This window comes from Leifsonia sp. 10N434, from assembly GCF_056394405.1.
On the sequence record NZ_JBFTHV010000003.1, the window covers coordinates 398,024 to 411,129 of the forward strand.

A 13,106-nucleotide genomic window follows, 5' to 3' on the forward strand; every position below is an offset into this window, starting at 1 on the left:
ATCAGCCTTCGAAGAACGCCGCGGCCGCCCTGGCCCGGTAGACCACGTCGTCGAGGTCGTCGCCAGTGACAGTGACGTGCCCGACCTTGCGACCGGGTCGCGGATCCTTGCCGTAGCCGTGGAACTTCGCCTCCGGATGCGCGGCGAGCGCGGCCGGATACCGGTCCTGCAGGGTGCCCTCGCTCGGTCCCCCCAGGATGTTCACCATCACGGACCAGTCGTCGCGGGCATCCGGCGCCCCGAGGGGCAGATCGAGCACGGCGCGCAGGTGCTGCTCGAACTGACTCGTCACAGCACCCTCGATCGACCAGTGGCCGCTGTTGTGCGGGCGCATGGCCAGCTCGTTGACGAGCACGCGCCCGTCCGTCGTCTCGAACATCTCGACCGCGAGCACGCCGGTGACGCCGAGTCCGTCCGCGATGCGACGGGCGATCTCCGCGGCTACCTCGACGACACGCTCGCTGGAGCCCGGCGCCGGGGCGATGACCTCGGCGCACACACCGTCGCGCTGCACCGTCTCGACGACCGGCCAGACCGCGGTCTGACCGGAGGGCCGCCGCGCGATGAGCTGGGCGAGCTCGCGCTGGAACGAGACGAGTTCCTCCACCAGCAGGGCCCCGCCGCGACCGTCTTCGGCGAGCGCGAGGAACCAGTCGTCGGCGCCGGCCGCATCGCTCACGACGCGCACCCCTTTGCCGTCGTAGCCGCCACGCGCCGTCTTCACGACCGCGCGGCCGCCGTGATCCGCGAGGAAGGCGCCGAGCTCCTCGGCCGATTCGACAGCGGCCCAATCCGGAACCGGGAGGCCCAGCTCGGTGAGCTTGGCGCGCATCTGCAGCTTGTCCTGGGCGTAGAGCAGCGCATCCGGGCCGGGGTGGACCTGCACCCCCCGGTTCACCAGCTCGCGCAGGATGGCCGGCGGAACGTGCTCGTGGTCGAAGGTGATCACGTCGACCGTCTCGGCGAAGGCGAGAACAGTATCGAGGTCGCGGTAGTCGCCGACGGCCGTGGCCGCGAGCTCCGCGCTCATGCCCTCGGCCTCCTCCAGCACCCGGATGTCCACGCCGAGCTCGATCGCCGGGGGGATCATCATCCGTGCCAGCTGGCCCCCGCCGATGACGCCCACCGTGTTCTTTGCCATCTACCGTCCACTCCTCGATGTTCTTCAGGTTAGGCCGGGACAACTCCCAGACTGGGGCTCTTTTTCTCGCGTAAGCTCACGAGCGCATTCTCTATCTTCGCGCATTCGATCCGATTGGAAGCATGAGCATCGACACCCCTGCCGCTCACCGCTCGCGGCTCCTGCCGCAGCTGGTGAAGTTCGGCGCCGTCGGCGCCGTGGGGTTCGTCGTCAACTTCGCCGTGTTCAACGGATTGATGCTCACCGTGTTCGCCAAGCTGCACCACGGCACGATCTTCGCGACGATCATCGCCACGGTCGTGGCCATCGCCACAAACTGGGTCGGCAACCGCTATTGGGCGTTCGCGGCCCAGCGGCAGAGCAACACGGCGCGCGAAGGCATCGAGTTCCTCATCGTGAGCCTGGCCGGAATGGGTATCCCGCTGCTCTGCGTGTGGGTGTCCCACTACCTCCTCGGGTTCACCTCGCTTCTGGCCGACAACATCGCCAACAATGTGATCGGGCTGGCGCTCGGAACGCTCTTCCGTTTCGCGTTCTACCGCTGGTGGGTGTTCTCGCCGGAGCGTGCGGAGCGCATCCGGCTCGCCCGCCAGGCGCGTGCGACCACGACGACCACCACGTCCATCGACTCGGAGCCGATCATGGCCACAACGACATCCACGTCGCCCGTTCAGGCGGTCGCGCAGTCGCTACCGCGAACCCCAGACCGTGGTCTCATCGGAGACTGACTCGGTCTGCTGCCGTCGCACCCCGACGACCGTCTGCGAATTCTCCATCAGGTCGTTCAGCGCGCGCTGAACGAGGTCGGCCTTCGGCACGTCCTTCAGCACCACTGGGCGTTCGAGGCCCGAATTGATGCGCACATCCCCCGAGCGGAATGCACTCTGCAGCCAGTTGCGCTTGAGCGAGATGTCGTAACCGCGGCTGTGCAGCAGCTCCTGACGCACCCGGATGAAGAAGCCGTGACGCAGGATGATGCGGCGCGTCGTGATCGTGTAGCGCGTGCTGAGCCAGAAGGCGAGCGGCAGCAGGAAGAGGAGCAGCACGAGTGCGGCCGCCGACGACCAGAGCAGCACGTTCTCCCAGACCTCGTCGAACTGGCCGACGAAGTATCCGAGGGCACCGCACGTCGCGATGAGCACGATGCTCGGCCAGAACAGCGCGCGGGCGTTCGGGCGCAGACGCGCGACGATCCGCTCGGGAGGTGGGGCCGGCACTCCCTCAGGCGTGTTGCTCATGACCCATTAATACCGCAGGTGCGTCACGTCGCCGGCCGCGACAGCCGTGATGCCGGCATCCGACCGCACGATCAGCCGGCCGTCCTCGTCGATCCCCGTCGCCTCGCCGAGAAGCGTCTCCCCGGAGGGCAGCTCGACGCGCACCGCTCGCCCGACCGTGTGGCACGCCTCGACCACCTCGTCGCGCAGCGCGCTGCCCAGAGGATCGCCCCCCGCGGTCAGGAACTCGCGGTAGAGCAGCGTGAAGGCGGTGAGATAGCCGGCGAGCACGGCATCCGGATCGAGGTCGGCGGGAGCTCCGGCGAGTAGCAGCGAGGTCGACGTCTCCGTCGGGAGCTCGTCGCGGCTGAGCGTCAGGTTGAGGCCCGCACCGATCACGACGCCGGAGAGGTCGGGCAGCAGCTCGGCGAGCGTACCGCTCACCTTGGCGCCGTCGATGAGCACGTCGTTCGGCCATTTCACCTCGACGCCGACCGGGACGACCGTGGCGAGGGCCCTGCTCATCGCGAGGCCGGCGAGCAGCGGGAACCAGCTGTAGCGCTCGAGAGGGAGGCCGACGGGCTTCAGCAGGATCGAGATCGCGAGGGACTTGCCGGCGGGCGACACCCAGGAGCGGCCGAGTCGCCCACGGCCGCCGGTCTGATGCCCCGTGACGATGACCGAGAGATCGGGGAGCCCGGATGCGCGTGCGACCAGCACGTCATTGGTCGATCCGGCCTCCTCGAGGTATTCGAGGACGGGGACGACGGCTCGACTGCGACGGAACTCCATTGCCTCAGTCTGCCAGCGCCGGCCGTCGTTTTTGTAGGGATTCCTCAACGGCACGCCCCAACTTCTGGCCGGTAGAGTGAACGGCGTGACCGACACTGAACCATGCCAGACCCCCGATCTGCACACGACCGCCGGCAAACTGGCCGACCTGAAGGACCGCTTTCACGAGGCCGTGACGGCGAGCGGACAGGCCGCCATCGAGAAGCAGCACGCGAAGGGCAAGCTCACCGCCCGCGAACGCATCGAGCTGCTGCTCGACCAGGGCTCGTTCGTCGAGTTCGACGAGTTCGTCCGCCACCGCACGCATGCGTTCGGCATGGAGAACAAGCGTCCCTACGGCGACGCCGTTGTGACCGGCGTCGGCACCATCCACGGGCGCAACGTCGCGGTCTACAGCCAGGACTTCACCATCTTCGGCGGTTCGCTCGGCGAGGTCGCCGGCGAGAAGATCATCAAGGTCATGGACCACGCCCTCAAGACCGGCGTGCCGATCATCGGCATCCTCGACTCGGGTGGAGCGCGCATCCAGGAGGGTGTCGTCGCGCTCGGCAAGTACGGCGAGATCTTCCGACGCAACACGGCCGCGTCCGGCGTCATCCCCCAGCTCTCGATCGTGATGGGTCCGGCGGCCGGTGGAGCGGTGTACTCCCCCGCTCTCACCGACTTCGTCATCATGGTCGACAAGTCGAGCCAGATGTTCGTGACCGGCCCCGACGTCATCAAGACCGTCACCGGCGAAGACGTCGGCATGGAGGAGCTCGGCGGCGCACTGACGCACAACAAGATCTCCGGTGTCTCGCACTACCTCGCCAGCGACGAAGAGGACGCCCTCGACTACGCGCGCGCGCTCCTCAGCTACCTCCCCCAGAACAACCTGGCCGAGCTGCCCGTCTACGAGGCGGAGCCGGAGCTCGAGACCACGGATGCTGACCGCAAGCTCAACACGATCATCCCGGACTCGCCCAACCAGCCGTACGACGTGAAGTCGATCATCGAGGGCATCGTCGACGACGGTGAGTTCCTCGAGGTGCAGCCGCTGTTCGCCCCCAACATCGTGATCGGCTTCGCGCGCGTCGAGGGCCGCAGCGTCGGCATCGTCGCCAACCAGCCGAACGCGATGGCCGGCACGCTCAACATCGACGCGGGCGAGAAGGCGTCGCGGTTCGTGCGCTTCTGCGACGCGTTCAGCATCCCGATCCTGACCCTCGTCGACGTCCCCGGCTACCTGCCCGGCACCGACCAGGAGTGGACGGGCGTCATCCGCCGCGGCGCGAAGCTGCTGTACGCGTACGCGGAGGCCACTGTGCCGCTCGTCACGATCATCACGCGCAAGGCCTACGGCGGCGCCTACATCGTGATGGGCTCCAAGCAGCTGGGCGCCGACATCAACCTCGCGTGGCCGACGGCCGAGATCGCGGTGATGGGCGGCCAGGGCGCGGTCAACATCCTGTATCGCGGCGAGATCAAGCGCGCCGAGGAGGCGGGCGAGGATGTGGCCGCCGTTCGCACGAAGCTGGCCAACGAGTACACCTACAACGTCGCGAGCCCGTTCCTGGCCGCGGAGCGCGGAGAGCTCGACGGCGTGATCGAGCCGGCCGCCACGCGTGTCTCCGTCATCAAGTCGCTGCGGGCGCTGCGTACCAAGCGCGCGTCGATGCCGCCCAAGAAGCACGGGAACATCCCGCTGTGACCGAGGCCTCGTTCGATCCGGCGCAGCTGCGCATCGTCACGCCAGGCGTGACGCCGGAGGAAGTCGCGGCGCTGACCGCGGTGTTGACCGCGGCGATGGCGGAGCACGAAGAGGCCGCCCGGTCGGCGCGCACGACCAGCGACCCGGATGGCTGGGCTCGCAGCCAGCGCGCCCTCCGCGGGCCGCTCGATGCCGGCAGCGGCGCCTGGCGGTCGTTCTCGGCGTGAGCTCCGCGGCGGATGCTGCGGTGGATGCTGCGGTGAGCGGTGCGGTGGGCGCTGCGGTGGATGCTGCGGTTCGTCCGTGGCCTTCGCGATGTGCCCCGGATGGGTGTTGTACCCCGGCTGCGCTGTACCCCGAAAGCGGGGGGCGCGTCAATTCGCGGCAGTGTACGACAGGGATTCCCGCGATTGTCCCCCACGTGTCCTCCAAAATGACGACTTTGCAATTCGAAAGCCCGACGCCAATATTGTTATTGCTAGGTGTCTCTCCTCGTGAGTTACACCGCCAATCACTCGCCGACTAGGGTAAGCGGGCGAGTGTTTTGGGGGCGAGTCAGGGCGATATTCGGGTTGTCGCCCTGACTCGGGGTTTCAGACAGGGGCCGGCCATTCGGGTGCCGGCCCCTTCTGCATGTCCGGGGGACGTCGGGGCTCGGTCGACGGGCGAACGGCGTAATCGACGCGAGCGCGTGCCGCGTCAGTGCCCGCGTGTCAGGGCTTGCGCGTCAGTGCCCGCGCGTCAGTGCCCGCGCGTCAGTGCCCGCGCGTCAGAGCTCGCGGATGGGGCGCGGGATCTCCAGCCAGAGGTCGACCTCGTCGTCCTCCGTGTCCGCGCCGAGCGCGTTCGCGCTGCCGTCGTCCGACATCCGGAGCCCCACGACCGTCACAGCGGTCTTCGACGATCGGGGAACCGTGCGGACGATGAGCTTGTCGGTGGTCGTCCCCCGGATGGCGTCGGCGAGGCGCTTGAGCACGACCGTCAGCGACCGCTCGTCGAGGTCGTCGATGCCGCCCTCGTCGAGCAGGCTGACGACGACGCCGCGGCGCCGCGCATCCATCACCTGGCGGCGCACATCGTCGTTGAGCAGCCGGCGACCGCGGATCTCATCCCGGATCGCGCCCTCGAGGTACCGGCACTCGCGCCGCTCCGCCTCGGTCAGGTCTCCGCCACGACGCACGATCTCGGCGAGCATCGGGGCCGCGACGCGGTAGGTCTGCCGTAGCCGCATCTGGCGCTCCATCACGTGCGCCTCCTGAGCGGCCTGCCACTCGGTCGCCTCGCGTTCGGCGCGGGCGAATTGGAGCGCATCCCGACCGGCCTTGGCCAGCGAGCCCGAGATCACGACGGCGACCCCGACCCAGACGACCGACCCGATCACGCCGAGCCCGGCGAGAGCGGCCACGCCGGCCCAGACGATCGTCTGCACGGCGAGGTAGCCGACGCCCACCCAGGCGGCGAACTGCTGACGGCGAACGGCGACGATGGTCATCAGTGTTCCGACGGCCGCGACGTACCAGGTGGCGTAGCCGTTGTCCTTGGCCGGGTCGAGCTGACTGGTCACGAGGATCGGAATGGCGACGCAGACCGCGAGGTCGAAGGCCGCCAGCCAGAGCGGCATCTTGGTGGGACTGGTCGGCCAGAGGCTGATCACGGTCGCCACCGCGTAGAGGATCATCGCCGCGATGGCCGGTCCGGGGTTCTGCGGGATGGAGAGCGACGAAAGCCCGAGGAAGAGGTGGTACGCCGAGAACAGGGCTCCGAGGCCGAGGAAGAGGAACCGCGGAAGGGTGATCACGTGAGCACCTCCGGGTCGGTCTCCGACGACGGCCAGAGGATCGTCACGGTGGTTCCGTGTCCGATCTCCGACTCGATACGGGCGTGGCCGCCGACCTTGGCCAGGCGTTCCCGGATGCTCACCCGCAGCCCGAGCCGCTCCGCCGGCACCTCGGCCGCATCGAAACCGCGACCTTCATCGCGCACGACGATGTGCACCGTCGCCAGCGGGCTGCCGCCTCGGATCGAGAGCGACCGGGCGACCTCGACGCCGCCCGCGTGCTGCATGCTGTTGACCATCGCCTGCACCGTGGCCGAATAGACGGCCTCGGCGACGTTGACGGGAAGGGTGTGCACCTCGATGTCGCGCACGTCGAGTTCGAACGGCGACGAGAAGGCGTTGGCCGCGGTGGTGATCCGCTCGCTGAGGCGGTCGAGCCCGACCAGGCTCTGATCCTCCGGGCTCGAGGCCTCGGCCGCGTGCAGGTGGCCGATCGCATCGGAGGCCATGCGCGCGGCGAGCTCTTTGGCCTCCGGCGTGCGGGCGCTGGCGGCGGAGAGCAGGGTGGTGAGGACGCTGTCGTGCACGATCGCGTCGACCTGCACACGCTCCACCTCGGTTGCGTGCTGGCGTACCGCGTTCGCGTACTTGGCCAGGGCCTGGCTCTGCGCCGCGTCCACCGCGGACGCGGCCTGGCGCAGCATGGCGATGATCACGAGGATCACCCCGCCCAGGATGATCGCATAGAGGGCATCCAGGCCGGCGATCTCGGCGCCGACCCCGCCACCGGACGGCAGGGCGCGGATCACGCCGTAGGCGATCGGGACCAGGAACGTGTATGCCGTCGCGAGCCAGAGCGGGAACGCGACTGCGGCGAACGCGGTGAAGACGGAGCAGAGGAACCACACCCACGGCTTCGGTCCGATGGCGTCCGGGTCGATCGCCAGCAGAGGCCACGTGACGATGGCGAAGAAGAACGCCACGGCCAGGAACCCCATCGCGGGCCGCACGAACTTCTGGATGATGGCCAGCAGCACGATCACCGCGAGCCCGACGAAGATCACCAGCACGGTGATCAGGCCCCACGGCTCCTTCACCCCCGACAACTGCGCGAGCGCGGCGGGGAGGGTCTGCAGACCGAACACCAGCCCGAAGGCCGACACACTGCGGCCGGCGATCCTCTCGAAGCGCGCCCGGCTGATGGGGTTGCGCGGCTGGGACGTCCCGGGATGGGGCGGCCGGATGCTCGCGCTAGTTGCGCTCATTGCCCGTTTCCGGGTCGAGACCCGGAAGGATCCCGTCCTCCACAGCGCGGCGCAGCAGGTCGACCTTCGTGGGCGCCGGGCGTCCGACCTCCACATACTTCACCCGGATGCGGTCGAGGTATTCGCGGGCGGTCGAGTTGGCGATGCCGAGCTGTGCCGCGACGGCCTTCAGCGGGAGGCCGGAAGCGTAGAGATGGAGCACGTCGCGCTCCCGGCGGCCGAGCTGCGCCTTCGCGAAGTCGCTGTCGGCGTCGATCGCGGTCGCCCACTCGAGGTTGTTGAGCACGTCGCCGCTCGCGACCGTCTTGATCGCGTTCATGACCGTCGTGGTCGGCGACGATTTCGGGATCACTCCCGCCGCGCCGGCCGCGAGGGCCTCGCGCACGCTGGCCACCCGGTCGGCGATGCTATGCACCAGCACGGCCGCGCCCGTCGCCTGCGCGCGCTTGACGTTGTCCGTCACGCGGGAGCCGTCGCCGAGCGACAGATCGAGCACCACCACGTCGCATTCCTGGCTGCCGAGCAGCGTCACGAATTCGTCCACCGTGGCCGCGGTGACGAGCACCTCGTAGCCCGCGTCCTGGCAGGCTGCCTTCAGCCCGAGACGAACGGACTCGTGATCGTCGACGATTGCCACCCTCACCATGTTCCCCATCGTAGTGGGGCGCGGATTCGTCACGGAGTTCACGGCGCCAGCGTGGCGACGGCCTCGACGTGGTGAGTGTTCGGGAAGAGGTCGAAGGCGCGGAGGGTCCGGAGCGGGTAACCGCGCTCGGCGAACAGGGCGAGGTCGCGGGCGAGCGCCACCGGATCGCAGGCGACGTAGACGATCTGAGCCGGTGCGAGCGAGGCGATCGCCTCGACGACCTGCCGGCCAGCCCCCGATCGCGGCGGGTCGAGGATCACGGTCGCCGCCCGGAGGCGGGCACGCTCGACCGCGGACGACTCCGCCGCCAGCGTGCGCACGTACCGCTCGACGCGCTCCGTGACCGCAGAAGCGCCGAGCCACTCCGCCAGGTTCTCTGCGGCGTTGTCCGTCGCCCCCTCGTCGCTCTCCACCGAGGTGATGCGCAGCGTGCTTCCGAAGCGATCGCCGAGCGCGGCCGCGAGCAGGCCGACGCCGCCGTACAGGTCGAGGTTCGCCGCTCGCGGGTCGAAGAGCGCCTCGTCGACGGCCGACTGCACCGCCTGGGTCAGCGTCGCCGCCGCCTGGCGGTGCACCTGCCAGAAGCCGCGCGCATCCAGCCGGAACTCGCGGCCGCCGACCACTTCGCGGATCGGCACGGGACGCTGGCGCGGACGGATGGTGCGCCGCCCGCGCTTCACCGGCGCCTCGTTGACGAGCACATGTCCGGCGCCGGTGCCCGTCGCGACGACGTCGATCGACTCGGCGCCGGGGAACGTCTGCCCGAACGGCGTCGACTCGTTGACCAGCTCGGTCGCGAGCGGAAGGTCGGTCACGGGGACGACGGTGTGCGAGCGCGGCGCGAACGGGCCGATAGTGCCGTCGCGCCCGACCTGGAGACGCACCCGCGTGCGCCATCCGGTGCCGTCGGCGGTCTCGCCGTCGCCCGCCTCGACGACGACATCCCTTTCCAGCTTGGCCATGCGCTGCAGGGCGTCGACGATCACCTGGCGTTTCAGCTCACGCTGGTGTTCGAGCCGGATGTGCCCGAACTCCGCACCGCCGGCGCGGCGGCCGGGCTCGCGGTCGATGGACGCGGCCGACCAGACGTGCTCCTGCCGCTCGGGGGCGGCATCGAGCACCTCGAGAGCGTCCGCTCGCCAGAAGCTGTCGTGCGTGCGGTCGGTGATGCGGGCGCGGATGCGCTCCCCCGGCATCGTGTCGGGCACGAAGACCACGCGGCCCTCGTGACGTGCGACGAAGACACCGCCGTGGGCGACGTTGGTAATGTCGAGGTCGACCTCATCGTTCTGGGGCATCCGTCGAGCATCCCACAGGAATTCATGCGCCTCTACTTAGCGTCAACCTCGCCCGCTCGGCTCGCGCTCCTGCGTGCCGCCGGCATCGAGCCGATCGTCGTCCCCTCCCACGTCGATGAGACCGCCGCCGTGCTCGCCGCCGAGGCCGAGCACGGCCCGCTGTCGGCGGATGCCATGGTGCAGCTGCTGGCGCGCCTCAAGGCCGAGGCCGTGCGCGGCACCCTCGACGGGGAGCCGCTCGACGGCTTCATCTTCGGTGGCGACTCCGCCTTCGAACTCGACGGTGCGATCTACGGAAAACCCCACGAGCCGGAGGTCGCACGCGAGCGCTGGCTCGCGCAGCGCGGCCGCACCGGCCACCTGCACTCGGGGCACTGGCTGATCGACCACCGGAACGGCGTCGAGAACCAGGCCGTCGGCCGCACCGCTGTCGCCGCCGTCACATTCGCCGACGTCACGGACGCGGAGATCGACGCCTACATCGCAACGGGCGAGCCGCTCGAGGTCGCCGGCGCGTTCACGATCGACAGTCTCGGCGGTCCGTTCATCACGCGTGTCGACGGGGATCCGAGCACCGTGGTGGGCCTCTCGCTCGCGACACTGCGTGTACTGTTCGGTGAACTCGGCGTCGAGTGGCCGAGTCTCTGGAACCGTGCTTTGTAGGCATCCCGTTCCGCCGACCATCCATTTTTGTGGGGTTCGCCCAAAAGGCCGTCCCCACCGAGCAATAGGCTAGAGAACTGTGCCACGTATCACCAAGGTCCTCATCGCAAACCGGGGCGAGATCGCCGTCCGGGTCATCCGTGCAGCGAAGGACAGCGGAATCGCATCCGTCGCCGTCTATGCAGACCAGGATCGCGACGCCGTTCACGTGAGACTCGCCGACGAGGCGTACGCCCTCGGCGGCACCACGAGCGCCGAGACGTACCTCGTCATCGACAAGCTGCTCTCCGTCGCGCGCCGTTCGGGTGCCGACGCCGTGCACCCCGGCTACGGGTTCCTCGCCGAGAACGCCGACTTCGCGCGCGCCGTGATCGGGGCCGGGCTGACGTGGATCGGCCCGTCGCCCGAGGCCATCGAGCGCCTCGGCGACAAGGTCTCCGCCCGTCATGTCGCCGAGAAGGTGGGCGCTCCGCTCGCCCCGGGCACCCTCAACCCCGTCGCCGACGCGTCCGAAGTGCTCGAGTTCGTCGACCAGTACGGCCTCCCGGTCGCCATCAAGGCGGCGTTCGGCGGCGGCGGCCGCGGCCTCAAGGTGGCCCGCACCCGCGACGAGGTCCCCGAACTCTTCGAATCGGCCACCCGCGAGGCCATCGCGGCGTTCGGCCGCGGCGAGTGCTTCGTCGAGAAGTACCTCGACCAGCCCCGCCACGTCGAGACGCAGTGCCTGGCCGACGCCTACGGCAACGTCGTCGTCGTCTCCACCCGCGACTGCTCGCTGCAGCGTCGCCACCAGAAGCTCGTGGAAGAGGCGCCGGCACCGTTCCTCTCCCCCGCCCAGACCGATGCGCTCTACAGCGCGTCCAAGGCCATCCTCAAGGAGGTCGGCTACCAGGGCGCCGGAACCTGCGAGTTCCTGATCGGCAAAGACGGCACCGTCTCCTTCCTCGAGGTGAACACCCGCCTGCAGGTGGAGCACCCCGTCTCGGAGGAGGTCACCGGCATCGATCTCGTGCGCGAACAGTTCCGCCTCGCCGAGGGTGGCGAGCTCGACTACGACGACCCGATCGCCCGGGGTCACTCGTTCGAGTTCCGGATCAACGGCGAAGACGCCGGGCGCGGGTTCATCCCCTCCCCCGGACCGGTGCACGTGTTCAAGCCCGCCGGCGGCCCCGGCGTGCGCGTCGACAGCGGCATCCAGGCCGGCGACGTCATCAGCGGATCGTTCGACTCCATGCTGGCCAAGCTCATCGTCACCGGCGCCAGCCGCGAGGAGGCGCTCGAGCGCTCCCGTCGCGCGCTGGACGAATTCGAGGTGGCCGGTCTCCCCACCGTGCTCCCCTTCCACCGCGCCATCGTTCGCGACTCCGCTTTCGCGCCGCAGGACGGCGAGCCGTTCTCCATCTACACGCGCTGGATCGAGACCGAGTGGATCAACGAGATCGAGCCGTGGTCGGGCGAGCTCGGCGACGCCTCCCCCGCCGAGCGCCGCAACAGCGTCGTGGTCGAGGTCGAGGGCAAGCGCATCGAGGTCTCCCTTCCTTCCAAACTCCTCTCCGGCGGAGCCGATACCGGCGCCGCGACCAGCCCGGCGCCGCGACGGCGCGGTGGCGCCCACGCCGTGGACACCGCGACGGGCAACTCGGTCACGGCGCCTATGCAGGCGACCATCGTCAAGCTCGCGGTCGCGGACGGCGACGAGGTCGTGAAGGGTGACCTGGTGCTCGTGCTCGAGGCCATGAAGATGGAGCAGCCGCTCACGGCTCACAAGGACGGAACCATCGCGGGGATCAACGCGAACGTCGGCGAGACCGTCTCGTCCGGTCATCTGCTGCTCAACATCGTCTGATCCCCCGAGGCGCGAAACCGCGGGGTCGCCAGGCTGCTTCGCGTCGGGCTTCTCAATCGCGCGCATTCTTTCTGTGGGGGGTCCGCAAGGTCCGGCTGCACGAATGACTGGCCGGCCCGCGGACCGGTCACGTCCGGTGCCGCGAGCACGGTTTCGATGATCCGGGCGACGTCGGGCCAGTGCTCGAGCACGTCGCGCGCAGGAAAACGCAACTGGAGAAATCCGTACATCGCCAGGCCGGTGTCTCGCGCACGATCCCGCTCGAATGCTCCGCGGTCGCTGTGCCAGGCATAGCCGTCGATCTCGATGTACAACCGGCCGTCGACCCGCAGGTCGACCCTTCCGACGCCCGCGACGCCGATCTGCTGCTCCACCAGATGACCCGCCTTGGTCAGCCGCTGACGCACGATCGACTCGACACCCGAATCCGATCCGGGACGAGCCTTGGCCGAGACGGCGCGTGCGCGCACGGATTCGCCCGCGAACAGTTCACCGATCACCCGAAGCGACGTCAGGCCGGCCGAGATCGCCGTATCGAGCACGGCGACCGCCGTCTCCTCGTCGGCGCAGTGCACGACCGAGACCAGGCAGTCGTCGATCGAATCGCGCCAGATCTCGCGGCCGGGGCGTTCCGCGGGCATCCAGTGCCGGACAGCGAGGGTGTACGGCAGGCGAGTCGCATGACGCGCGACCCGGATGTGCGTGCGCTGATCGGTCCCCGCCCAGAGTCCGTAGCTTCGCGCAGCACTCACGCAGCACAGGCGTCCGCCC

General features: G+C 69.2%; 13 protein-coding genes. 5 read left to right on the top strand and 8 right to left on the bottom strand.

Features of this window, described 5'->3' with window-relative positions; genetic code table 11:
* Window position 1 precedes the first annotated feature (1 nt).
* A complete protein-coding gene (locus AC1DB1_RS11140; protein ID WP_477200813.1) occupies window positions 2–1,141 on the bottom strand; it encodes a 5-(carboxyamino)imidazole ribonucleotide synthase in 1,140 nt (379 codons plus the stop codon).
* A gap of 122 nt (window positions 1,142–1,263) precedes the next feature.
* On the opposite strand from AC1DB1_RS11140, the gene AC1DB1_RS11145 reads away from it, so the two are divergent.
* Entirely contained in the window at window positions 1,264–1,869 is a 606-nt protein-coding gene (locus tag AC1DB1_RS11145) for a GtrA family protein (protein WP_477200814.1), read from the top strand.
* On the opposite strand, the gene AC1DB1_RS11150 is transcribed toward AC1DB1_RS11145, so the two are convergent.
* On the bottom strand, window positions 1,831–2,379 hold the full coding sequence (locus AC1DB1_RS11150) for a PH domain-containing protein (protein WP_271176226.1): 549 nt from the start codon (window positions 2,377–2,379) through the stop codon (window positions 1,831–1,833). The two genes, AC1DB1_RS11145 and AC1DB1_RS11150, sit on opposite strands and share 39 nt — an antisense overlap.
* A 6-nt stretch (window positions 2,380–2,385) precedes the next feature.
* Window positions 2,386–3,150, bottom strand: coding sequence for a biotin--[acetyl-CoA-carboxylase] ligase (locus AC1DB1_RS11155; RefSeq protein WP_477200815.1), 765 nt, complete (start codon window positions 3,148–3,150; stop codon window positions 2,386–2,388).
* Window positions 3,151–3,226: 76 nt separating this feature from the next.
* On the opposite strand from AC1DB1_RS11155, the gene AC1DB1_RS11160 reads away from it, so the two are divergent.
* Together AC1DB1_RS11160 and AC1DB1_RS11165 are read left to right on the top strand one after the other, a co-directional pair.
* The gene (locus tag AC1DB1_RS11160; RefSeq protein WP_477200816.1) at window positions 3,227–4,840 is read left to right on the top strand and encodes an acyl-CoA carboxylase subunit beta; all 1,614 of its coding nucleotides are present in this window, start codon (window positions 3,227–3,229) and stop codon (window positions 4,838–4,840) included.
* On the top strand, window positions 4,837–5,067 hold the full coding sequence (locus tag AC1DB1_RS11165) for an acyl-CoA carboxylase epsilon subunit (RefSeq protein WP_477200817.1): 231 nt from the start codon (window positions 4,837–4,839) through the stop codon (window positions 5,065–5,067). Before AC1DB1_RS11160 ends, AC1DB1_RS11165 begins: the two co-directional genes overlap by 4 nt.
* 542 nt (window positions 5,068–5,609) lie before the next feature.
* Here AC1DB1_RS11165 and AC1DB1_RS11170 read toward each other — a convergent pair.
* Genes AC1DB1_RS11170 through AC1DB1_RS11185 form a run of 4 tightly spaced genes read right to left on the bottom strand, consistent with a single transcriptional unit; the run spans window position 5,610 to window position 9,826 of the window.
* Window positions 5,610–6,638: a hypothetical protein gene (locus tag AC1DB1_RS11170; protein WP_271176222.1), complete on the bottom strand. Its 1,029-nt coding sequence runs from the start codon at window positions 6,636–6,638 to the stop codon at window positions 5,610–5,612.
* Complete coding sequence (locus tag AC1DB1_RS11175) at window positions 6,635–7,882, bottom strand: sensor histidine kinase (protein ID WP_271176221.1); 1,248 nt, start codon at window positions 7,880–7,882, stop codon at window positions 6,635–6,637. Before AC1DB1_RS11175 ends, AC1DB1_RS11170 begins: the two co-directional genes overlap by 4 nt.
* Window positions 7,869–8,528: a response regulator transcription factor gene (locus tag AC1DB1_RS11180; RefSeq protein ID WP_477200818.1), complete on the bottom strand. Its 660-nt coding sequence runs from the start codon at window positions 8,526–8,528 to the stop codon at window positions 7,869–7,871. Before AC1DB1_RS11180 ends, AC1DB1_RS11175 begins: the two co-directional genes overlap by 14 nt.
* Before the next feature lie 38 nt (window positions 8,529–8,566).
* A complete protein-coding gene (locus AC1DB1_RS11185) occupies window positions 8,567–9,826 on the bottom strand; it encodes a class I SAM-dependent RNA methyltransferase (RefSeq protein ID WP_477200819.1) in 1,260 nt (419 codons plus the stop codon).
* 24 nt (window positions 9,827–9,850) lie between these two features.
* Between AC1DB1_RS11185 and AC1DB1_RS11190 the strand changes: the two genes are divergently transcribed.
* The gene (locus tag AC1DB1_RS11190) at window positions 9,851–10,489 is read left to right on the top strand and encodes a Maf family protein (protein WP_477200820.1); all 639 of its coding nucleotides are present in this window, start codon (window positions 9,851–9,853) and stop codon (window positions 10,487–10,489) included.
* Window positions 10,490–10,568: 79 nt separating this feature from the next.
* The gene (locus AC1DB1_RS11195) at window positions 10,569–12,335 is read left to right on the top strand and encodes an acetyl/propionyl/methylcrotonyl-CoA carboxylase subunit alpha (protein ID WP_477200821.1); all 1,767 of its coding nucleotides are present in this window, start codon (window positions 10,569–10,571) and stop codon (window positions 12,333–12,335) included.
* Here the strand turns inward: AC1DB1_RS11195 and AC1DB1_RS11200 are convergent.
* Window positions 12,311–12,976, bottom strand: coding sequence for an endonuclease domain-containing protein (locus AC1DB1_RS11200; RefSeq protein WP_477200822.1), 666 nt, complete (start codon window positions 12,974–12,976; stop codon window positions 12,311–12,313). The two genes, AC1DB1_RS11195 and AC1DB1_RS11200, sit on opposite strands and share 25 nt — an antisense overlap.
* Window positions 12,977–13,106: the final 130 nt, after the last annotated feature.